This is a genomic window from Stenotrophomonas sp. WED208 (assembly GCF_040984485.1).
In the GTDB taxonomy this organism is placed as follows: Bacteria; Pseudomonadota; Gammaproteobacteria; order Xanthomonadales; family Xanthomonadaceae; genus Stenotrophomonas; species Stenotrophomonas riyadhensis.
Genome location: NZ_JAZARB010000001.1, coordinates 838914 through 860250, shown reverse-complemented (window position 1 = coordinate 860250; position 21337 = coordinate 838914). Strand labels below are relative to the sequence as shown.

The following is a 21337-nucleotide window of genomic DNA, read 5'->3' as shown; positions in this document are numbered from 1 at the left end:
CGGAAGGCATGCGCATCCGGGCATGCGGCTGGGCTTCAAACCCAGTAGGGGGCGTCGATCGTTCCCTGGTAGGTTCGACTCCTGCTGCCTTCCGCCATTCGTGTTTCCGCAGGAGATGTCGGCATGGCCACGCACGCGCAGTCCCCCGCTCCTTCAACGGCTGATGCCCCGCAACGACTGACGTCTCTCGCGCATGGCGGTGGCTGCGGCTGCAAGATCGCGCCGGGTGTGCTGACCGAACTGCTGCGTGGCGTTCCAGCGCTTCCCGCACCGGCCGAACTGCTGGTCGGCCGCGAGACCAGCGACGACGCCGCGGTGTACCGCCTCGATGACCGGCAGGCGATCGTCGCCACCACCGATTTCTTCATGCCGATTGTCGACGACCCGTTCGACTTCGGCCGCATCGCCGCCACCAATGCGCTGTCGGACCTGTACGCGATGGGCGCGCGCCCGCTGTTCGCACTGGCCATCGTCGGCATGCCGATCAACAGCCTGCCGCAGGACACCATCCGCGGCATCCTGCAGGGTGGCGAACGCGCCTGCGCTGATGCCGGCATCATGGTGGCTGGTGGCCACAGCATCGATTCGGTGGAACCCATCTACGGCCTGGCCGCGATCGGCGTGCTCGATCCGCAGCGGCTCAAGCGCAATGCCGATGCCCGCGCAGGCGATGTGCTGGTGCTGGGCAAGCCGTTGGGCGTGGGCGTGTATTCGTCGGCGCTGAAGAAAGAAGTGCTGGATGCCGAGGGCTACCGGCAGATGGTCGAGTCGACCACCCGCCTGAACAGCGTGGGCATGTCCCTTGCCGCGCTGGATGGCGTGCACGCGATGACCGACGTCACCGGTTTCGGCCTGCTGGGCCACCTGCTGGAAGTGTGCCGGGCCAGTGGGGTGGCTGCCGAGGTGGACAGTACCCAGGCGCCGCTGCTGCCTCAGGCCCTGCAACTTCTGCAGCGCGGCTGCGTGACCGGCGCGTCCCACCGCAACTGGGCCTCGTATGGCGCCGACGTGCGCTTCGCCGACGGGTTGCCAGCACACTGGCAGCCACTGCTGACCGACCCACAGACCAGCGGCGGCCTGCTGGTGTCCTGCGCCCCGGAAGCGGTGGATGCGGTGCTGGCCTGCTTCCACGACGCCGGGTTCGGCCAGGCGGCCGTGGTGGGACGGTTGGGCGAGGGAACGCCGGGCGTCAGCGTCCGCTGAGGCGCTGGAACGGCAAGGGCGCCCGAAGGCGCCCCTGCTGTAGCGCTGGATGCAGCATCACTCGATGTTCTGCACCTGTTCGCGGATCTGGTCGATCAGCACCTTCAGTTCCACTGCAGCATTGGACGTACGGCTGTCCACCGACTTCGAGCCCAGCGTGTTGGCTTCGCGATTGAACTCCTGCAGCAGGAAGTCCAGGCGACGGCCGACCGGCTCGCGCTGCTTGAGCACGCGGCGGATCTCGACGATATGGCTGCCAAGACGGTCCAGTTCTTCATCCACGTCCAGCTTCTGCAGCCACAGCACCAGTTCCTGCTCGGCGCGACCGGGGTCGACCGGGTGCGGCAGGTCGGCCAGGCGTGCGGCCAGCTTGGCGCGCTGGCCGTCGCGAATGGCCGGAATCAGCGTGCGGACTTCGGTGGCGATACGCTCGATGCCGTCCACGCGCTCGCTGATGGCCGCGGACAACTTGCCGCCTTCGCGCTCACGGGCCTCGACGAAGCCGTCCAGCACCTGGTCCAGCAGGGCCAGTGCCTCGACCTGCAGGGCGGCGGCATCGGTGGCCTCGCCGCGGGTCACGCCCGGCAACTGCAGCAGGTCGGTGAAACTGACCTGCAGGTTGGGGAAATCGGAGGTCAGACGGTGCGCCAGGCGGCCCAGCTGGCCCAGCAGGGCCTCGTCCACCTGCAGGTTGGCGGCCGCTTCCGGCGCGCGCAGGCGCATCACCAGATCCAGCTTGCCGCGGCTCAGGCGCGCGGCGATACGCTCGCGCAGCTGCGGCTCGAGCGCCCGCAGTTCCTCGGGCAGGCGTGTGCCGACCTCCAGGAAGCGGTGGTTGACCGAGCGCAGCTCGCAGCCCAGCGTGCCCCACGGGGTGACCCGCTCGCCGCCGGCGTAGGCGGTCATGCTTCGAATCATGGATTGTGTCCGGTGCGTGCAAAGGGGGAATGGTACCCTAGCGCCCTCACCAGAGCCCCCTTGCCCGCCCCGTGAAGGCTGCGGGCGTGGCGGCGTACTCCCACGCCATTACGGAACCCGCACCATGTCCGATTCCCGCCCCAGCGGCCGCCAGCCCGACCAGCTCCGCCCGGTCGTCATCCAACGCGGCTTCACCCGCCACGCCGAAGGTTCGGTGCTGGTGTGCTTCGGTGAAACCCGTGTGCTGTGCACCGCCAGCGTCGAGAACCGCGTGCCGGGCTTCCTGCGCGGCAAGGGCGAAGGCTGGGTGACCGCCGAGTACGGCATGCTGCCGCGCGCCACCCACACCCGCAGTGATCGTGAAGCCGCCCGCGGCAAGCAGGGCGGCCGCACGCTGGAGATCCAGCGCCTGATCGGTCGCAGCCTGCGTGCCTGCGTGGACCGCAACGCGCTGGGCGAGCGCACCATCACCCTCGACTGCGACGTGCTGCAGGCCGACGGCGGCACCCGCACCGCCGCCATCACCGGCGCCTACGTGGCGCTGGTCGATGCGGTGAACGTGCTGATGAAGCGCGGCGACATCAAGCGCAACCCGATCCTGGGCGCGGTGGCAGCGGTGTCGGTGGGCGTGTACCGCGGCACCCCGGTGCTGGACCTGGACTACGCCGAAGACAGCGACTGCGACACCGACATGAACGTGGTGATGAACGACGGCGGTGGCTTCATCGAGCTGCAGGGCACCGCCGAAGGCCATGCCTTCCGTCGCGACGAATTGGATGCGCTGCTGGGCCTGGCCGAAAAGGGCGTGGCCGAACTGCTGGCCGCACAGCAGGCAGCGCTGTCGGCATGAACCGGCGCATAGCCCTGACCACGCTGGTGGTGGCCGACTACGACGAAGCCATTGCCTGGTACACCGGCAAGCTCGGCTTCGCGCTGCTGGAGGACATCGACCAGGGCCACAAGCGCTGGGTGGTGGTGGGGCCGACCGACGGCAGCGCTGCCGCCCTGCTGCTGGCCCGTGCCAGCGACGAGGAACAGCGCAGCCGCATCGGCAACCAGACCGGTGGCCGCGTCGCCTTCTTCCTCAACACCGATGACTTCCACCGCGACCACACGGCGATGCTGGCCGCCGGGGTCGAGTTCCTGGAAGCGCCGCGCGAAGAACCCTATGCAACGGTCGCGGTGTTCCGCGATCTGTATGGCAACACCTGGGACCTGCTGGAGCCCCGTCAATGAAGAAACTGGTACTGGCCAGCCACAACGCCGGCAAGCTGGTGGAGATGCAGGAGATCCTCGCCGACCTGCCGCTGCAGATCACCTCGGCCGCCGAGCTGGGCCTGGGCGACGTGGAAGAGACCGGCCTGACCTTCGTCGAGAACGCGCTGCTGAAGGCGCGCGCGGCCTGCGAAGCGACCGGCCTGCCGGCGCTGGCCGATGATTCCGGCCTGATCGTCGATGCCCTCGGCGGCGCACCCGGCCTGTACAGCGCGCGCTATGCCGGCCACCCGACCAACGCCGCAGCCAACAACGCCAAGCTGCTGGAGGCGATGGCCGACGTTCCCGATGGCCAGCGCGGTGCCCGCTTCTATGCGGTGATCGTGCTGCTGCGCCACGCCACCGATCCGCAGCCGCTGATCTGCGAAGGTCGCTGGGAGGGCCAGATCATCCGTGAACTGCGCGGCACGAATGGGTTCGGCTACAACCCCGTGTTCCTGGACACCACCCACGGCCTGACTGCCGCGGAGATGGAGCCGGCCCTGAAGAACGCCATCAGCCACCGTGCCATTGCCCTGCAGCAGCTCAAGCAGCAGTTGGCGACGCTGTACTGACGCCACCCGATCGAACCAGGGAAGCCGGCCAGCGGCCGGCACTACCGATGAAGTCCATGCCGCACTCTCACCACCACGACCACTGCAACCACCTGCCCGGCGAAGCCTGCTCCGCTGACCACGACACCCCGCCGCGGCTGGTACCGCCGCCGCTGTCGTTGTACGTGCACCTGCCGTGGTGCGTGCGCAAGTGCCCGTACTGCGATTTCAATTCGCACCAGGCCAAGGGCGAACTGCCGTTCGACGCCTACATCGATGCGCTGCTGCGCGATCTCGACCAGGACCTGCCGCTGGTCTGGGGCCGGGTGGTGCACAGCGTGTTCTTCGGTGGCGGCACACCCAGCCTGTTCCCGCCGGAAGCAATCGACCGTTTCCTGCAACAGGCCAGCGCACGCCTGCGCTTCGCACCCAACGCCGAAATCACCCTGGAAACCAACCCGGGCACGGCCGAGCATGGCCGTTTCGACCGCTACCGCGCGGCCGGCGTGAACCGCCTCAGCTTCGGCATCCAGAGTTTCGACGATGCGATGCTCAAGCGCCTGGGCCGCATCCACGACAGTGGCGAAGCCGAGCGCGCGGTGAAGATGGCGCAGGACGCGGGCTACGACAACTTCAACATCGACCTGATGTACGCGCTGCCGGAACAGACCCTGGCCGGCGCCGAGTCCGATCTGGAGCGCGCGTTCGCACTGCAGCCGGCGCATATCTCGCACTACCAGCTGACCCTGGAACCGAACACGGTGTTCTTCGCGCGGCCGCCGCAGGGCATTCCCGATGAAGACAATGCCTGGGACATGCAGGAACACTGCCAGGCCCTGCTGGCGCAGGCCGGTTTCGGCCAGTACGAGGTGAGCGCCTACGCACGCCCTGGCCGGCAGAGCGCGCACAACCTGAACTACTGGCGTTTCGGCGACTACCTGGGCATCGGTGCCGGCGCGCACGGCAAGATCAGTTCGGGTGCCGAGGAACACGTGCTGCGACGCTGGAAGCTGAAGCATCCGCAGGCTTATCTGGACAGCGCGGGTACCCCGGCCTCGTTCGGCGGTGACGATGTGATCGCGCCTGAGCGCCTGCCCTTCGAGTACATGCTGAATCTGCTGCGCCTGCATGAAGGCTTCGGCCTGCGCGATTTCGAGTCGCGCACCGGGCTGCCGCGCCGCGTGCTCGATGCACCGCTGGCCGAGGCCGTGCAGCGCGGCTGGCTGGAGGTGACGGATGGCCATGTGCAGCCGACCGAGCTGGGCCGCCGATTCACCAACGATGTGGTGAGCCTGTTCCTGGAGGAATAAGCCTTCTGCCGTAACGGGTAGTGCCGGCCGCTGGCCGGCACTCCGGTGAAGCCCGAGCTGCCGGCCTGCGGTCGACATTGTCGTTCATCCGTCGGCCCTGCCCAGCGAACGTGAGTCACGTTCACCCTAAAGTAGCGCCGACTGCGGCCGACACGGTAGATTCACAAGATCGATCCGCGGGAATCCGGGTACCGCCTGCCGATGTCAGCTGTCTTCTCCATTACCTCTGCCGACAAAGCCCGCCTGGCTGCCAGCAACCTGCCACCGCGGGTGCGTGAGCTGCTGGGCGCCTTGATCGGCCTGTGCCGGCAGACGCTGGCCGCCCCTCTGATCCTGACCGTCGAAGCGCTGGAACAGACGCTGCTGCACGACGCCGATCGCGCGCGCAATCCACAGCTGCAGGCCGAACTGATGGCCCAGCGCGGCCAACTGCATGCCTTTTCCGGCCATTTCGCCGACCGCATGCTCGATGCCGTGGCCGATGCACTGATACGGCTGCGCGAACCCGCCACCGGCGCCAGCGTCGGTGCCACGCCCCCGCCGTTGCCCGGCATGCTCGGGCTGTCGCTGGTCGATGAACATGAAGTGGACCGCGACCTGCTGCTGACCGAGATGATCCGGCGCGAGACGCTGCGCTCGACCAACACGCTGAACCTGCTGGGCCAACGCTTGGGCGTGCTGGCCGCGGCACCGGCCTTCGAGGCCGATACCCTGCCACTGGCACCGCAGGCACTGTGCGCGATGCTGCGCCGGATCGCCGAACAGGATGCGCTCAGCGTCGAAGTCCAGTTGGCGCTGTATCGCAGCTTCGAACGCCAGGTGCTGGAACGCCTGGGCGACATCCTCGACCGCGCCAATGCCCTGCTGGCCCAGCACGGCGTGCTGCCCGGCCTGGTCTACACCCCCTACCTGGCGCGCTCGTCGAGCACGCGGCGGATCATCACCCAGTCGGTGGGCGGTGGACGTGCCACCCAGCCGGCAAAGCGCGCTGCGGCGCCACTGACCGGCTGGAACGGATCGGCACCCGCCGGTTCCTGGTCGAGCCTGGTGCAGGACGCCTTCCAGGATGGCGGCGCAACCGGCGCGGCCCTGCCGGGCCTGACCACCGCCACCGGCAGCGCGCTGCATGAGCTGCTGCAGCAGGCACGCCAAGCCAGCGCAGCCCCTGCGGACCGCGATGCCGTGCCGAGCGCGGCAGTGGATGCGGTGCTCGCACGCCTGCAGGCCCAGTCCAGCTCGGCCACCGGCGTTGCCGACCTGCAGGCCGCCGTCGTGGCGCAGCTGCGCAGCGAGCACGGTACGCAGGCGCAGCTGGGCAGCCACGACCGTGACAACCTCGACCTGCTGCGCATGCTGATGCAGCAGGTGCAGCAGCAACAGCGCCCCGACCCGGTGCCGGCCGCCCTGCTGGCGCGCCTGCAGGTGCCCTTGGCACGCGCGGCAATGGCCGATCCGGGCTTCTTCGTACGCGACGAGCACCCGGCGCGCGAGCTGCTCAACCAGATTGCCGAAGTCGGCGCCAACTGGCTGGGCGACGATGACGTCGACCCACAGCTGCTGCAGCGCATGGCGCAGAGCGTGCAGGGCCTGCTGGGCCAGGACGCACGGACGCCGGAGGCTTTCGCCACCGCCAATGAAGACGTGCAGCAGCACCAGCGTGCCGCGGCGCATCGCGCCGAGCTGGCCGAGCGCCGCCATGTCGAAGCTGCGCGCGGCAAGGAGCGGCTGGAACTGGCCCGGCGCCAGGCCAGCGCACAGATCGACCAGTGCTGCGACACGCAGGAACCGCCGCGCTTCGTGCAGACCCTGCTGCGCCAGGCCTGGGCCGACGCCCTGACCCTCACCCGCCTGCGCCATGGCGACGACTCACCGCAATGGCAGGAACGCCTGCAGCAGACCCAGCGCATCGCTGCCATCACCGCGCAGGCCGTCGATGCCCCCGGTGGCACCGATGCCGCGCTTGCTGCCGATGTCGAGGCCGCCCTGCTGCAGGTCGGCTACCACGCCGAGGAAGCCGCCGCCGTCGCGCGCAGGCTGGCTACGCCCGGCGGCGAGGACGAAAGCACCTCGCGTACCGAACTCAGTGCCCGCCTGAAGGCGCGTGCACGCCTGGGCGAACACGCCGGCACGCCCACCGGCACGGCGCCTGCAACACCCCGCAACAGTGCCGAAGAAGCCGCCTACCAGCAGCTGTCAACGCTGCCGTTCGGCAGCTGGTTCGACATCGATACCGGTGATGGCACGCTGCGCCGCCAGCGCCTGTCCTGGTACAGCCTGCTGACCGGCCACGCCCTGTTCGTCAATCCGCGCGGGCAGAAGATCGCCGAGACCGACCTGGATACGCTGGCCCGGCAGATCAGCGCCGGCCGTGCGCAGCTGGTCACCGAAGACAAGGCCCGGCTGGTCGACCGCGCCTGGGAAGCCAGCCTTGGCGCATTGCGTGCGCTGGCGGCCGGCCACACGCAGGAGACCTCCGCATGAACACTCAGCCGCCACAGGACACCCGTCGCGCACCGCGCCGCCAGGTCTCGGACCTGGTCCCGGTCACCGACCAGATGCGCGAATGCGTGGTCGGCCGTCTCGGCAATGTTTCCGAAACCGGCATGCTGATGCTGGCCAGTGCGCCGCTGCGTGAGGACGCGCTGTACCAGCTGCGCTTCCCGCTGCCACTGGGTGATGGCCGCCAGCAGGACATCGATGTGGGCGTGCACCTGCTGTGGAGCGAGCCCGCACATGCCCCCGGCCAGAGCTGGACCGGCTTCCGATTCCTCACCCTGTCGCGCGAACATCGGCAGCTGCTGCGCCAGTGGGTGGGCGAGGACAGCGACGAGGGACCGGTTTCGACGGCCTGAGTGCCGGTTCCGGCACAGCGGTTTTTCGCGGTATGCGGCAGAATCTAGGGCCGTTTTCCGTGTCGAGCCACCGCAATGATCCAGCAAGACCCCGGCGCCCTGTATTCCGACCACCTGGCCGTGCTGTGCCGACGCGCCGAACAGGCGCTGGCCCGCGGCGGCTTCGATCACCTGGTGGTGCCCAGCGGCACCCTGCACTACCAGGTGTTCGACGATCGCGACTACCCGTATGCGGTGAATCCGCAGTTCAAGGCCTGGTTGCCGTTGACCCGCGTGCCCAACAGCTGGATCGTGTTCACCCCCGGCAAGCGCCCGGCGGTGATCTTCCACCAGCCCTTCGATTACTGGCACGTGGTACCGGACGCCCCCAGCGGCTGGTGGGTGGAGCACTTCGACATCCACATCATCCGCAAGCCCGAAGAGGCGCTGGCGCTGCTGCCGGCCGACCCGTCGCGCTGCGCGATCCTCGGCGAGCCGCAGAGCGCGCTGGGCAACTACGTGCCGAACAACCCGGCACCGGTGGTGAACTACCTGGAGTGGCACCGCGGCAGCAAGACGCCGTATGAAATCGCGCTGATGCGCCAGGCGCAGGTGCTGGGCGTGCGCGGCCACCGCGCCGCCGAGGCCGCGTTCCGCAACGGCGCCGACGAGTTCAGCATCCACATGGCCTACTGCCAGGCCGTTGGCCAGGACGCCAACGAGTTGCCCTACGGCAACATCGTGGCGCTGAACGAACATGCCGCCGTGCTGCATTACACCGAGCTGGGCCGCAAGGCACCGCAGCCGCTGCGCAGCTTCCTGATCGATGCCGGTGCCAGCGCGCACGGCTACGCCAGCGACATCACCCGCACCTACGCCGCGCAGGGCCACGACGAGTTCGCCGCGATGATCGCCGCCGTCGATGCGGCCCAGCAGCAGATGTGCGCAGCGGTGCGCCCAGGCTTTGACTACAAGCAGCTGCACGTGGATGCACATCTTTCACTGATGGGCGTGCTGAAGGACTTCGGCGTGATCAAGGTCTCGCCACAGACTGCAGTGGAAACCGGCGTCAGCGCCGCGTTCTTCCCGCATGGCATCGGCCACCTGATCGGCCTGCAGGTGCACGACGTGGCCGGTTTCGCGGCCAGCGACGAGGGTGGCCGCATCGAGCGCCCGGCGGGCCACCCGTACCTGCGCCTGACCCGCGTGCTGGAACCGGGCATGGTGGTGACCATCGAACCGGGCCTGTACTTCATCGACATGTTGTTGAATGAAGTGAAGGATGCCGGCCATGGCGATGCGATCAACTGGGACCGCGTGGATTTCTTCCGTCCGTATGGCGGCATCCGCATCGAAGACGAAGTGCTGTGCACCGAGGGCGAAGCGGACAACCTGACGCGGCCGGAGTTTGCGGCGGCGAACGGCTGAGTCGCTCGTGGTTGGGCGCTGAAATCAGAAGCAGCGCTTGGCGGGGCGGGGTGGGTTCGCGGGGGACGCCGTGAATCCATCCCTGGAGGCTTGGCCGCGGCATCCATGCCGCGGACACCCCCGCGAACCCACCCCGCCCCACCTCTGACAGTTTTCTGCGCGCGTCCAACCACGGAAAAGAAAGAGGAAAAGCAAAAGCGGGTCGCTCGCTGCGCTTGCTCTGTGTCGACCAAGGTCGACACCTACCAACAGCCGCGCGTTCCAACGGCCGCAGTGGCCAGTAGATCCACACCATGCGTGGATGATTCATTCGATATCTGACAGATGTGCCGACCAACGGTCGGCACCCACCAACAGCCCCGTCAGCCTGTCGAAGGCGGGGCACTGTGGGCTTGCGGGGTGTGAGCGGCATGGATGCCGCGACCAAGCCCCGATGGATAGGTTCACGGCGCCTCCGCGAACCCACCCCGCCCGGCCTTTGACAGTTTCCTGCGCGCGTCCAACCGCGGAAAAGAACAAAGAAAAGCAAAAGCGGGTCGCTCGCTGCGCTCGCTCTGTGTCGACCAAGGTCGACACCTACCAATCGTCGTTCGTTCCAACAACCGCCGTTACCAACAGCCGCAGGAATCTGTCAGAGGTGGGGCGGTGTGGGTGGGCAGGACCGTTGGCGCCATGGATGGCGCCATCGAGCCCCCACGGATGGGTTTACGGCGCGTCCTGACCACCCACACCGCCCCGCCATCCCACGGATAGCCCGCTGTTGCTGTTGCTCCAGCTGTTGCCTCTGCAGGTGCAGGGCTGCAAGCCCTGCCGAAACCCCTTACCCCGCCATCACCGCTTCAATCTCGTCGGCGCTGCGCGCCAGGCCTTCGGTCAGCACGCGATGGCCGTCATCAGTGATCAGCACGTCATCCTCGGTACGGATGCCGATACCGCGCCAGCGCGGTTCCACCGTCGTATCGTCTACGCCGATGTACAGGCCCGGCTCGATGGTGAACGCCATGCCCGGCTCCAGCAGGCGCGAATCGCCCGCCAGGCGGTAGTCGCCCACATCGTGCACGTCCAGCCCGATCCAGTGCCCGGTCTTGTGCCGGTAGAAGCGCTGGTACAGGCCCTCGGACAGGTTCTTTTCCAGCGTGCCCTTCAGCAGCCCCAGCCGCAGCAGGCCCTCGGTCAGGGTCTGTACCGCAGCCAGGTGGCCGGCCTCGTACGGTACGCCCGGCTTGGCCTGGGCCAGTGCCGCGGCCTGCGCGTCACCGACCAGGTCGTGCAGCGCGCGCTGCTCGGCGCTGAAGCGGCCATTCACCGGGAACGTGCGGGTGATGTCGCTGGCATAGCCGCGGTATTCGGCGCCGGCGTCGATCAGCACCAGCTCGCCATCACGCGAACGGGCGTTGTTGTCGCGGTAATGCAGGATGCAGCCGTTGCGGCCGGCACCGACGATGCTGCAATAGGCCGGCACGGCATCGTTGGCGCGGAACACGCGTTCCAGTTCGGCCTGCAGTTCGTATTCGTGGATGCCGGCCTTCGCCGCTTTCATCGCCGCCAGATGTGCACGCACGCTGATCTGCGCGGCGTGGTGCATCAGCGCCACTTCAGCACCGGACTTGAACAGGCGCTGCTCGTGCAGCAGGTGACCCAGCTCCAGGAACTCATGCGGCGGCTGCGCGCCGTGGCGCACCTGCGAACGCACGCGGTTGACCCAGCCGATCAGCTTCAGGTCGAAATCGGCGTCGCGGCCGAAGTGGTAGTAGACGCGCGAACGACCTTCCAGCAGGCCTGGCAGGATGTCGTCCAGATCGTCGATCGGGTACGCATCGTCCATCCCGTACTGCGCCACCGCACCTTCCTGGCCGGCGCGGCTGCCATCCCAGGCCTCGCGTTCGGCATCTCGCTCGCGGCAGAACAGGATGGCCTCGCCGTGGCGGCGGCCCGGAATCAGCACCAGCACCGCCTCCGGTTCCGGGAAGCCGCTCAGGTACTGGAAGTCCGAATCCTGCCGGAACGGGTAATGGGTATCGAGGCTGCGCACCTTCTCGGCGGCGGCGGGAAGCACCAGGATCGCGTCTTCGCCGGCCATGTCCATCAGCTGGCGGCGGCGACGCTTGTATTCGCCGGCCGCGATGCCGGTGCGCTGCTTGATGTCCATCAGTTCAGGCGCTGCCGATGGCGCGAGGCCAGCACCACGTCACCGTGCAGCAGCAGTACCGCCACGCGGATGAATTCCTCGATCTCCGACAGGGCTTCGTCGTCATCGTCACCACCGGCCTCGAAATCCTCGCTGGAGGCACGCGCCAGGCTGGCCATGTCGGTCAGCGCTTCTTCGCCCTCTTCGGACAGGGTCGGGCGGCGGCCGCCGCTGCCCAGGCCGAAGCCGCCCAGGAAGGAACGGGTCCAGCTGAACATGGCATCGGCCTGCGCGGACACGTCGTCGCCGTCGGTCAGCAGCAGTTCGAAGGCGAAATCGCGGTCTTCCAGTTGCTTGATGGTGACCTGCAGCAGCTGCCCCAGCACGCTGTCGGCGGCCACCGGCGGCAGGTTGTCGTCGGCCAGCACACGCGCCGGCCAATCATTGCCGGGGGCACCGCCGGCGGCCAGCCAGCCGCACAGTGCGCCGTGCAGCTCGGCAGCGGTGGCGCCCAGGCCCAGTTCCTGGCTGGCGCGGGTAACGTCGTCGACGGAGGGAAGTTCGGTCATCGTGCGGCTCGTTCGGAAAGGAAACCCGGGGCGCGCGCACGCGCGCCCGTGAGACCCGGTAGTGTAGCAACCCGACGGCATCCTCTCTGCGACCGTCAGGCCTTGCTGCGACAACGCTTGACCGCCCTTACCCGGCTTGCCTATCGTGCCCGCATGGAACCCGCCGATCCCCTTGCCCAGCTGCAGGACTTCGCTGCCCGCGTGGAAGCGTTGCTTGAACGCAACCAGCGCCTGGCCGAGGAGAACCGCAGCCTGCGCCACCAGCAGGAACAGCTGGTGGCCGAGCGTTCCACGCTGCTGGCCAAGAACGAGCAGGCACGCTCGCGGGTGGAAGCAATGATCAGCCGGCTCAAATCCCTGGAGCAGCACACATGAGCGCCGAACCGGTCAGTGTCCGCATCCTTGATCGTGAATACACCGTGGGTGTCGGCGGCGATGAACGCGACAGCCTGATGGCGGCCGCGCGCCTGCTCGATGCGCGCATGCGCGAAATCCGCGGCAGCAACCGCATGGCCGCGGTCGACCGCGTCGCCGTGCTGGCGGCGTTGAACCTGGCCCACGAACTGCAGTTGCTGCGCGATGAGAACGCCCGCCAGGCGGTGGCGCTGCAGCAGACGCTGGCCGACCTGAACCGGCGCCTGGACCGCGCGATCGACGGCACCCCGTAGAAGAGGGGACGGAGGGAATCAAGGCGCATTCGCCCCTTCCGTGCTGGAAACGTCTTAATCCCCTCCGTCCCCTTTTCTCATATCTGAATTGGCACGGACTGTTGCCGACGAACGGCCTATCCAGATCCTGCGTGCTGGCTATAATGGCCACGCGTTCTCTGCGGTACTCGACGGCATGTGCAAACATTCGCCTTGTCCCTTAAGAACGACACCGGGAGCGCGACAGCGCCGGGAGTGCAGGTCCGCCTTGTAGCGGGAAGCCCGATGGTTCTCCAGCGTTCCCACTTGAGCCCCCGGGTTCAAGGTCGTTTCGCATGCATCGACATTGCGGAGAATGCAATATTCCAGCAAGGGCGGCGTCTTCGGGCGTCGCCCTTGTTCTTTCCGGCACAATGACGGCTGATCCTTGCCGCACGCTGCCATGACCGACCCGCGCCAGGCCCTGCGCCACGACCTGCGGCAACGCCGCCGCGACCTTTCCGCCGCTGAGCGCATCGCCGCCGCTGAATCGCTTGCCGATGCCCTGCTGGCCCTCCCATTCGCCCCGCACGAAGGCGCCGTGGCCGGCTACTGGGCGCTGGATGGCGAAATCGCCCTGCACCGCTGGCAGCTGCAACTGCCCGAAGGACTCACCTACTGCCTGCCAGTGCTGGCCGGCGAGGTGCTGCGCTTTGCGCCGTGGCGGCCCGGGCAGCCACTGACCAGCAACCGCTATGGCATTCCCGAGCCGGACGTGGCCGTGGAAGACACCCTGGAACCGGCGCAGATGGCGTTGGTCGTGACCCCGCTGGTGGGCTTCGACGCACAGTGCCGGCGGCTGGGCATGGGGGGCGGCTGGTATGATCGCAGCTTCGCCTTCCGCCACGACCGGCCGGCGCCGCCCTGGCTGGTCGGTGCTGCATTCGCGGTGCAGCAGGTCGAGTCCTTGCCGGTGGCGTCGTGGGACGTACCGGTGGATGCGATCTGCACCGAAGACGGCACCCTGCTCCCCTCCGCTGCCCCCGTGAACGCATGACCGCCCGCAAGCGCTACTGGCTGATGAAGTCCGAACCGGACGCCTTCTCCATCGATGACCTGGCCAAGGTCAAGGTCGAACCCTGGAACGGGGTGCGCAACTACCAGGCGCGCAATTTCATGCGCGATGGCATGCAGGTGGGCGACGGCATCCTGTTCTACCACTCCAATACCAAGGTGCCCGGCATCGTCGGCCTGGCCACGGTGGCCAGCCCGGCCTATCCGGACGACACCCAGTTCGACCCGAAATCCGACTACCACGACCCCAAGAGCACGCGCGAGAACCCGCGCTGGATGCTGGTGGACGTGGCCTTCGACCGCAAGCTCAAGCAGGTGATCGCGCTGGACGAGATCAAGCTGCACGCCGAAGAACTCGGCGAGGGCTTCCCGCTGGTTGCCAAGGGCAACCGCCTGTCGGTGTTCCCGGTGACGGCTGCGCAGTGGAAGCTGCTGCTGTCGCTGGAAAAGAAATCCTGATTCCCTGCCTGAGAGTTCTCCCATGTCCGAAGCCAAGCGCCTGGCCGCCGAGAAAGCCATCGAGTACGTTGAAGACGGCATGATCGTCGGTGTCGGCACCGGTTCCACCGTGGCCTATTTCATCGATGCCCTGGCCCGCATCCAGCACCGCATCAAGGGTGCCGTGTCCAGCTCCGAGCAGAGCACCGCGCGCCTGAAGCAGCACGGCATCGATGTGATCGAGCTGAACCACAGCGGCAACCTGTCGCTGTACGTGGACGGCGCCGATGAGTGCGACGCCAACAAGTGTCTGATCAAGGGCGGCGGCGCCGCGCTGACCCGCGAGAAGATCATCGCCGAGGCCAGCGAGCGCTTCATCTGCATCGTCGACCCGAGCAAGCAGGTGCCGGTGCTGGGCAAGTTCCCGCTGCCGGTGGAGGTGATCCCGATGGCGCGCAGCCTGGTCGCCCGCCAGATCCGCGACATGACCGGCGGCCAGCCGACCTGGCGCGAAGGCGTGGTCACCGACAACGGCAACCAGATCCTGGACATCCACAACCTGCAGATCACCGATCCGGAAAAGCTGGAGCGCGAGCTCAACCAGCTGCCGGGCGTGGTCTGCGTCGGCCTGTTCGCGCGCCGTCGCGCCGATGTGGTGATCGTCGGCGGCGAGCCGCCGGTCGTGCTCTGACCCTTTCGAAGGATGCTGACGATGTCGCTGTTGCGTTCGCTGCTGATGCTTCCGCTGCTGGCCCTGACCGGCTGCGCCACCGACGCGGCCCGCCATTGGGTCGAGCTGGATGGCGCCCGCTACCAGGTCGAGCTGGCCACCAACGATGAAACCCGCGCGCGCGGGCTGATGTTCCGCGACCAGATGTCGGCCGACCACGGCATGCTGTTCATCCACGACCGCGAAGAAATGCAGGCGTACTGGATGAAGAACACCAAGATCGCACTGGACATCCTGTACTTCGACAGCCAGCGCAAGCTGGTCAGCCAGCAGCGCGATGTGCCGCCGTGCTCGGCCGGCGACATGTGCCCGCCCTACCCCAGCGGCGGCCCGGCGCGCTATGTGCTGGAGCTCAACGCCGGCCAGGCCGAGAAGCTCAAGCTGAAGGACGGGACCCAGCTGACCTTCGGCCCGGGCATCGAGAAGTAAACGATGCGACCGGCCAGCGGCCGGCACCCGCGGTAGTGCCGGCCGCTGGCCGGCAACCCTGCAGGGGTCAGATCCCTTTCGCACGCGAAAGGGATCTGACCCCTGAATTTTTCACGCGGCACCGCTTGAAACCGCCTGCGAATGACGCCAGTCTGTGGTCATGCAGGACCAGATCTCACTCCCCGACTGGGATGCACTGGCCGACCTCGAAGACGAGGCGCTGCCACTGTTGCCGACCGCGCTGCTGATCGCGCGCGATGAATACCCCGATCTGCAGCCGTCCACCTACGACGCGCTGATCCAGAGCCATGTCGACCACCTCCGTTCGGAAGTGGACAGCATCGACAACAGCCCCTTGAAGATGGCGGCGATCAACCGCCACCTGTTCGACGAGCTGGGCTACAGCGGCGACCACGACGAGTACTACGACCCGCGCAACAGCTACCTCAACCAGGTATTCGAGCGCCGCCTGGGCAACCCGATCTCGCTGGCACTGGTGCAGATGGAAGTCGCGCGCCGGCTGGGCATTCCGCTCGACGGCGTGTCCTTCCCCGGCCACTTCCTGGTGCGCCTGCCGGTGGACGACGGCGTGCTGGTGATGGACCCGTTCAATGGCGGCCGCCCGCTGGACGTGGACGAACTGCGCGAGCGGGCCAAGTCACACCTGGGCGGGCAGATGCCCGACGACCAGGTGCTGGCGCAGATCCTCGACCCGGCGCCAGCGCGCGCGATCCTGATGCGCATGCTGCGCAACCTGCACGGCGTGTATGCCGAAGCAGGCGAATGGGACCGCGCTGCACGCAGTGCCGACCGCCTGCTGAAACTGGCCCCGGAGCAGGACGACGCGCTGCGCGACCGCGGCCTGGCCTACCTGCAGCTGGAGTACCTGGCCGGCGCCCGCCACGACCTGGGGCAGTACCTGAAGCGCAATCCCGAGGCCAGCGATGCGCAGTGGCTGCGCGAGAAGCTGATCGACCTTGGTGGGCCGGTGCCGCGGCTGCATTGAGGGTGGCTGGTGTGCGGACCAACGGTCCGCACCCTCAGGATGGGCCGGGTGGCCCGCCGGTCAGTCGACCTCGACCATCTCGAAATCGGCCTTGGTCACCCCGCAATCCGGGCAGGTCCAGGTCTCGGGGATCTCCTCCCAGCGCGTCCCCGGCGCGATGCCCTCCTCCGGCAAGCCTTCCGCTTCGCTGTAAAGGAAGCCGCAGACCACGCACATCCAGGTGCGCAAGGTGGTGGGGGTGGCATCGCTCATCGGATAATCAGGGCTGGATTCACGGGCCGCCATTGTCCCATCGCGGTCCACTCACCGGTAGCCATCGATGACTTCTGCTTCCCCGGCGCCCCGCGGCGTCTACCTGATCACCCCGGACGAGCCCGATACCGCACGCCTGCTGGCCCGCACCGCGCCGCTGCTGGCCGCGGGCGCCACCTGGCTGCAGTACCGCAACAAGACCGCCAGCGGCGCGCTGCGGCGGGAGCAGGCCACCGCCCTGCAGGCGCTGTGCGAGGAACACGGCGTGCCGCTGATCGTCAACGACGACCCGGCGCTGGCCAAGGCGGTCGGCGCCGCCGGCGTGCATCTGGGCGGCACCGACGGTGACATCCCCAGCGCGCGCGCGCTGCTTGGTGCCGAGGCCATCATCGGCGCCTCCTGCTACGACCAGCTGGCCAATGCCGAGCAGGCCGTGGCCGCAGGCGCCAGCTACGTGGCCTTCGGCGCGTTCTTCCCGACCACCACCAAGATCACCAACAGCCGCGCCCATACCGACCTGCTGCGGCAAAGCGCCGCACTGGGCGTGCCGCGGGTGGCGATCGGCGGCCTGACGCCGGACAATGTCGGTCCCATCATCGACGCCGGCGCCGATCTGGTCGCCGTGGTCAGCAGCGTGTTCGCCGCCGAAGACCCGGTTGCGGTCCAGCGCGCCTTCCTCGCCCAGTTCGCGTAATGCCCAGGAAATCCGCATGAACCACGACCAGTCCCACGCCCTGTTCTCCCGCGCCCAGCAGCTGCTGCCGGGCGGCGTCAATTCGCCGGTACGCGCGTTCAAGTCGGTCGGTGGCGAACCGTTCTTCGTCGAGCGTGCCGACGGCGTCTACCTGTACGACGTCGACGGCAACCGCTACATCGACTATGTCGGTTCCTGGGGCCCGATGATCGTCGGCCACAACCATCCGGCCGTGCGCCAGGCGGTGAAGAAGGCGATCGACAACGGCCTGTCCTTCGGTGCGCCGTGCGCGGCCGAAGTGACCATGGCCGAGACCATCACCCGACTGGTGCCGTCATGCGAGATGGTGCGCATGGTCAACTCCGGCACCGAAGCCACGCTGTCGGCGATCCGGCTGGCGCGCGGCGCCACCGGCCGCAACCGCATCGTCAAGTTCGAAGGCTGCTACCACGGCCACGGTGACTCGTTCCTGGTCAAGGCCGGCAGCGGCATGCTGACCCTGGGCGTGCCGACCTCGCCGGGCGTCCCGGCCGGCCTGAGCGAACTGACCCTGACCCTGCCCTACAACGACTTCGAAGCGGCCACTGCCCTGTTCGAGCAGCAGGGCGATGACATCGCCGGCCTGATCATCGAGCCGGTGGTCGGCAACGCCAACTGCATTCCGCCACGCGAAGGCTACCTGCAGCACCTGCGCGACCTGTGCACGAAGCATGGCGCGCTGCTGATCTTCGACGAAGTGATGACCGGCTTCCGCGTTGCCCTTGGCGGTGCACAGGCGCACTACGGCATCACCCCGGACCTGACCACCTTCGGCAAGATCATCGGCGGTGGCATGCCGGTGGGCGCCTACGGCGGCCGTCGCGAGCTGATGCAGCAGATCGCACCAGCCGGCCCGATCTACCAGGCCGGTACGCTGAGCGGCAACCCGGTGGCGATGGCCGCTGGCCTGGCGATGCTGGAGCTGATCCAGCAACCGGGTTTCCACGCCGACCTGGCCGAGCGCACCGCGCGCCTGTGTACCGGCCTGGAAGCGGCCGCCGCCGAAGCCGGCGTGGCAGTGACCACCACCCGCGTGGGCGCGATGTTCGGGCTGTTCTTCACCAGTGAGAAGGTGGAGACCTATGCGCAGGCCACCGCCTGTGACATTCCGGCGTTCAATCGCTTCTTCCACGCGATGCTGGAGCAGGGCGTGTTCCTGGCACCGTCGGCGTACGAAGCCGGCTTCCTGTCCAGCGCGCACGACGATGCGGTGATCGAGGCCACACTGGCCGCCGCACGCGTGGCGTTCAAGGCCGCCAAGGGCTGATCCCGCTCTGGTGGGTGCCAACCTTGGTTGGCACTGTTGCATCTGGTAGGTGCCAACCTTGGTTGGCACGGAGCAGTCGAGCATGGCTCGACTCTACAGGCGGCATCAACCGAAGACGAATTTGCCCTTCATCATCGCGAAGTGGCCGGGGAACGAGCAGAAGAAGGTGTAGTCGCCACCCTTCTGCAGGCCCTGGGTGGAGAAGCGCACGCGCGTGGTCTCGCCGCCGCCGATCACCTTGGTGTGCGCCAGCACGCGCTTGTCGGCCTTCGGCAGGTAGCTGTCGGCCAGGGTCATGCGCATGCCGGCCATCGCTACCGGCTGGTAATCAGCGCTGCGGGTCAGTACCCAGTTGTGGCCCATCGCGGTAGTGGCCAGCTTGCCGGTATGGCGCAGGGTCAGATCCACGGCGGTGCAGTCGGCCGCCACCTTGATCTCGCGGCTGCTGAAGCTCATCTGGTCGGTGCTGTCGATGCTGACCGCACATACCCGCGCCATCGCCGACGGCGCAAGCATCAGCGCGCCCAGTCCCACTGCCACCATCCAAGCCTTCATCGTTGCATCTCCTGCGGATCTAGGCGCCATTCTAGGCAGGCCCCTGCGGCGCCGTCTGCGACCGTCTGTCGCATGCCCACTCCAGGGTTTCCCGCGCACTCACTGCAATGGCATGCTCGGCCGATGCGGATCGACCTGTTACTGCTGGATGTGGATGGCGTTCTGGTGCAGTACCAGCGCGCGCAGCGCGTACTGCACCTTGCGGAGGCGCTGGATGTCGCGCCGGAAACCGTGCAGGCCGCGCTGTACGACAGCGGGCTGGAAGCGGCGCATGACAATGGCACGCTGGATGGCCCGGCCTATCTGGCGCAGCTGAGCAAACAGCTGGGCCGCACCGTTGATGTGCACACCTGGATCGCGGCGCGACAGGCCGCCAGCCATCCACAGCCGGCCGTGCTGCAGCGGCTGCAGACACTGCAGCTGCCGATGGCGGTGCTGACCAACAATGGCGCACTGATGCAGCAGGCCTTGCCCACCCTGCTACCGGAACTGCTCCCTGCCCTGCAGGGCCGCGTGTTCTGCAGCGCGGATTTCGGTCTGCGCAAACCGGCGCCTGCGGTATTCCTGCGTACGCTGGAAGCGCTCGGCGTGGCACCTGCGCGCACGCTGTTCGTCGATGACCTGTTCGCCAACGTGCGCGGCGCACGCACCGCCGGCCTGCACGCGGAAACCGTGCGCGATGGCCGGGGATTGGGCAAGGTGTTGAAGCGTTACGCGGTGAGCTGATCGGGGTCAGAGCCCTCTCCGCAGGAGAGGGATCCGACCCCAGCGCCGGGGCTTCAGCGCGCGGCGATGAACGCGGCAATCGCCGCGCGCAGGCGCTTCAGGCCTTCGGCCACTTCTTCGTCGGTGATGTTCAGCGACGGCACGAAGCGCAGTACATCCGGGCCGGCCTGCAGGGTCAGCAGGCCCTGCTCGGCGGCGTGGTCGAGGATCGCCCCGGCCTGGCCGGCGAAGTCCTTGCTCAGCACCGCGCCCAGCATCAGGCCACGGCCGCGCACGTCGCTGAACACGCCGAACTCGTCGTTGATGCGGGCAAAGCCATCGCGCAGTGCCTTTGACTGGCGGCTGACATTGGCGGCGATCTCCGCCGAGGCCAGCTTGCGCAGTGCCACGCGGGCCACCGCAGCAGCCAGCGGGTTGCCGCCAAAGGTGGTGCCATGCGCACCGAACTGCATGGTCTCGGCCACCTTCGGGCCGGCCAGCATCGCGCCGATCGGGAAGCCACCACCCAGTGCCTTGGCCAGGGTGACCATGTCCGGCACCACGTCGTCCTGCCAGTGCGCGAACAGCGTACCGGTACGGCCCATGCCGGCCTGGATCTCGTCCAGCACCAGCAGCGCGTTGTGCTGGTCGCACAGCTCGCGCACGCGCTTGAGGAAACCGGATTTGGCCGGCATCACGCCGCCCTCGCCCTGGATCGGCTCCAGCATCACTGCAGCCACGTCGCCGGCAGCCATCGCGGTTTCCAGCTGCACCTCATCGTTGAAATCGATGTAGCGGAAGCCACCGGGCAGCGGCTCGTAGCCTTCCTGGTACTTCGGCTGAGCGGTGGCGGTCACCGCGCCCATGGTGCGGCCGTGGAAGCTGCCGCGGAAGGTGATGATCACCCGCTTGTCGGCCGGACGCCCCTGGCTGGAGGCCCACTTGCGGACCATCTTGATCGCCACTTCATTGGCTTCGGCGCCGGAATTGCACAGGAACACGCGCTCGGCGAAGCGGCTGGCCTTCACCAGCTCCTCGGCCAGGTGCAGCGGCGGCGCGCTGTAGAACACGTTGCTGGTGTGCCAGAGCTTGCCGGCCTGCTCGACCAGCGCGGCCACCAGGTCCGGATCGTTGTGGCCCAGGCCGCACACGGCGATGCCGGCAGCCAGGTCGATGAACTCACGGCCCTGGCTGTCCCACACGCGGGCGCCCTGGCCTCGCTCCAGTACCACCTGGCGGGGCTTGTAGACCGGCAGGTAATAGTGCGAAAGGGAGATCAGCGGATCGGTAGCGGCGGTCATGGCAGTCGACAGGGTTCAGGAATCCC

Annotated in this window: 24 protein-coding genes, 1 tRNA gene and 1 other RNA gene; 20 read left to right on the top strand and 6 right to left on the bottom strand. The window is 67.8% G+C overall.

The features are described from left to right. Position 1: 1 nt before the first annotated feature. Positions 2-97: transfer RNA gene (locus VPH47_RS03845), tRNA-Sec, on the top strand. Positions 98-123: 26 nt separating this feature from the next. Next, positions 124-1203, top strand: coding sequence for a selenide, water dikinase SelD (selD, locus tag VPH47_RS03840; RefSeq protein ID WP_368850157.1), 1080 nt, complete (start codon positions 124-126; stop codon positions 1201-1203). 57 nt (positions 1204-1260) lie between these two features. On the opposite strand, the gene VPH47_RS03835 is transcribed toward selD, so the two are convergent. Further along, positions 1261-2121: a YicC/YloC family endoribonuclease gene (locus VPH47_RS03835; protein WP_019661992.1), complete on the bottom strand. Its 861-nt coding sequence runs from the start codon at positions 2119-2121 to the stop codon at positions 1261-1263. A gap of 124 nt (positions 2122-2245) precedes the next feature. On the opposite strand from VPH47_RS03835, the gene rph reads away from it, so the two are divergent. The 7 genes from rph to pepQ all read left to right on the top strand — a co-directional run bounded on the left by rph (position 2246) and on the right by pepQ (position 9498). Then, entirely contained in the window at positions 2246-2971 is a 726-nt protein-coding gene (gene rph, locus VPH47_RS03830) for a ribonuclease PH (RefSeq protein ID WP_049426699.1), read from the top strand. After that, entirely contained in the window at positions 2968-3357 is a 390-nt protein-coding gene (locus tag VPH47_RS03825) for a VOC family protein (RefSeq protein ID WP_049400723.1), read from the top strand. The genes rph and VPH47_RS03825 overlap by 4 nt, the downstream gene beginning before the upstream one ends. Next, positions 3354-3950 carry an RdgB/HAM1 family non-canonical purine NTP pyrophosphatase gene (gene rdgB, locus VPH47_RS03820; protein ID WP_014038346.1) on the top strand — a complete coding sequence of 199 codons (597 nt, stop codon included), beginning with the start codon at positions 3354-3356 and terminating at the stop codon, positions 3948-3950. Before VPH47_RS03825 ends, rdgB begins: the two co-directional genes overlap by 4 nt. A gap of 56 nt (positions 3951-4006) precedes the next feature. Then, a complete protein-coding gene (hemW, locus tag VPH47_RS03815) occupies positions 4007-5239 on the top strand; it encodes a radical SAM family heme chaperone HemW (RefSeq protein WP_368850156.1) in 1233 nt (410 codons plus the stop codon). A gap of 201 nt (positions 5240-5440) precedes the next feature. Then, positions 5441-7720, top strand: coding sequence for a DUF1631 family protein (locus VPH47_RS03810; protein ID WP_368850155.1), 2280 nt, complete (start codon positions 5441-5443; stop codon positions 7718-7720). After that, complete coding sequence (locus VPH47_RS03805; RefSeq protein ID WP_097049436.1) at positions 7717-8091, top strand: PilZ domain-containing protein; 375 nt, start codon at positions 7717-7719, stop codon at positions 8089-8091. Before VPH47_RS03810 ends, VPH47_RS03805 begins: the two co-directional genes overlap by 4 nt. Positions 8092-8166: 75 nt before the next feature. Further along, on the top strand, positions 8167-9498 hold the full coding sequence (pepQ, locus tag VPH47_RS03800; RefSeq protein ID WP_110713497.1) for a Xaa-Pro dipeptidase: 1332 nt from the start codon (positions 8167-8169) through the stop codon (positions 9496-9498). Positions 9499-10318: 820 nt separating this feature from the next. Here pepQ and VPH47_RS03795 read toward each other — a convergent pair. Further along, the gene (locus tag VPH47_RS03795; RefSeq protein WP_368851566.1) at positions 10319-11641 is read right to left on the bottom strand and encodes an aminopeptidase P N-terminal domain-containing protein; all 1323 of its coding nucleotides are present in this window, start codon (positions 11639-11641) and stop codon (positions 10319-10321) included. A gap of 5 nt (positions 11642-11646) precedes the next feature. Further along, positions 11647-12195: a YecA family protein gene (locus VPH47_RS03790; RefSeq protein ID WP_032128368.1), complete on the bottom strand. Its 549-nt coding sequence runs from the start codon at positions 12193-12195 to the stop codon at positions 11647-11649. A 153-nt stretch (positions 12196-12348) separates the two neighbouring features. On the opposite strand from VPH47_RS03790, the gene VPH47_RS03785 reads away from it, so the two are divergent. The 8 genes from VPH47_RS03785 (at position 12349) to VPH47_RS03750 (ending at position 16498) form a co-directional block, all read left to right on the top strand. Next, a complete protein-coding gene (locus VPH47_RS03785; RefSeq protein WP_005410898.1) occupies positions 12349-12570 on the top strand; it encodes a TIGR02449 family protein in 222 nt (73 codons plus the stop codon). Further along, positions 12567-12863, top strand: coding sequence for a cell division protein ZapA (locus tag VPH47_RS03780; RefSeq protein ID WP_005410899.1), 297 nt, complete (start codon positions 12567-12569; stop codon positions 12861-12863). The genes VPH47_RS03785 and VPH47_RS03780 overlap by 4 nt, the downstream gene beginning before the upstream one ends. Before the next feature lie 152 nt (positions 12864-13015). After that, a non-coding RNA gene (ssrS, locus tag VPH47_RS03775) (6S RNA) lies at positions 13016-13201 on the top strand. An 83-nt stretch (positions 13202-13284) separates the two neighbouring features. After that, positions 13285-13878 (top strand): 5-formyltetrahydrofolate cyclo-ligase, encoded by a 594-nt coding sequence (locus VPH47_RS03770; RefSeq protein WP_368850154.1) that lies wholly within the window; start codon positions 13285-13287, stop codon positions 13876-13878. Next, entirely contained in the window at positions 13875-14354 is a 480-nt protein-coding gene (locus VPH47_RS03765; RefSeq protein ID WP_032128370.1) for an EVE domain-containing protein, read from the top strand. Before VPH47_RS03770 ends, VPH47_RS03765 begins: the two co-directional genes overlap by 4 nt. 22 nt (positions 14355-14376) lie before the next feature. Then, positions 14377-15024 carry a ribose-5-phosphate isomerase RpiA gene (rpiA, locus tag VPH47_RS03760; protein ID WP_110713502.1) on the top strand — a complete coding sequence of 216 codons (648 nt, stop codon included), beginning with the start codon at positions 14377-14379 and terminating at the stop codon, positions 15022-15024. A 21-nt stretch (positions 15025-15045) separates the two neighbouring features. Continuing rightward, complete coding sequence (locus tag VPH47_RS03755; protein WP_110713503.1) at positions 15046-15492, top strand: DUF192 domain-containing protein; 447 nt, start codon at positions 15046-15048, stop codon at positions 15490-15492. A 160-nt stretch (positions 15493-15652) separates the two neighbouring features. Beyond that, positions 15653-16498: a SirB1 family protein gene (locus VPH47_RS03750; protein WP_049400716.1), complete on the top strand. Its 846-nt coding sequence runs from the start codon at positions 15653-15655 to the stop codon at positions 16496-16498. Positions 16499-16558: 60 nt separating this feature from the next. Here the strand turns inward: VPH47_RS03750 and VPH47_RS03745 are convergent, their stop codons facing one another. Further along, a complete protein-coding gene (locus VPH47_RS03745) occupies positions 16559-16783 on the bottom strand; it encodes a rubredoxin (protein ID WP_110713507.1) in 225 nt (74 codons plus the stop codon). A gap of 34 nt (positions 16784-16817) precedes the next feature. Here VPH47_RS03745 and thiE point away from each other — a divergent pair, with 34 nt between their 5' ends. Together thiE and hemL are read left to right on the top strand one after the other, a co-directional pair. After that, positions 16818-17444, top strand: a complete 627-nt coding sequence (thiE, locus tag VPH47_RS03740; RefSeq protein ID WP_368850153.1) for a thiamine phosphate synthase — start codon at positions 16818-16820, stop codon at positions 17442-17444. 16 nt (positions 17445-17460) lie between these two features. Further along, positions 17461-18750 (top strand): glutamate-1-semialdehyde 2,1-aminomutase, encoded by a 1290-nt coding sequence (gene hemL, locus VPH47_RS03735; protein WP_368850152.1) that lies wholly within the window; start codon positions 17461-17463, stop codon positions 18748-18750. Between the two features lie 105 nt (positions 18751-18855). On the opposite strand, the gene azu is transcribed toward hemL, so the two are convergent. Then, the gene (azu, locus tag VPH47_RS03730; RefSeq protein WP_164161125.1) at positions 18856-19305 is read right to left on the bottom strand and encodes an azurin; all 450 of its coding nucleotides are present in this window, start codon (positions 19303-19305) and stop codon (positions 18856-18858) included. Positions 19306-19428: 123 nt separating this feature from the next. Between azu and VPH47_RS03725 the strand changes: the two genes are divergently transcribed. Then, the gene (locus VPH47_RS03725; protein ID WP_368850151.1) at positions 19429-20031 is read left to right on the top strand and encodes an HAD-IA family hydrolase; all 603 of its coding nucleotides are present in this window, start codon (positions 19429-19431) and stop codon (positions 20029-20031) included. Between the two features lie 53 nt (positions 20032-20084). Here VPH47_RS03725 and VPH47_RS03720 read toward each other — a convergent pair whose 3' ends face one another. Further along, positions 20085-21311 (bottom strand): acetylornithine transaminase, encoded by a 1227-nt coding sequence (locus VPH47_RS03720; RefSeq protein ID WP_006467246.1) that lies wholly within the window; start codon positions 21309-21311, stop codon positions 20085-20087. Positions 21312-21337 lie beyond the last annotated feature (26 nt).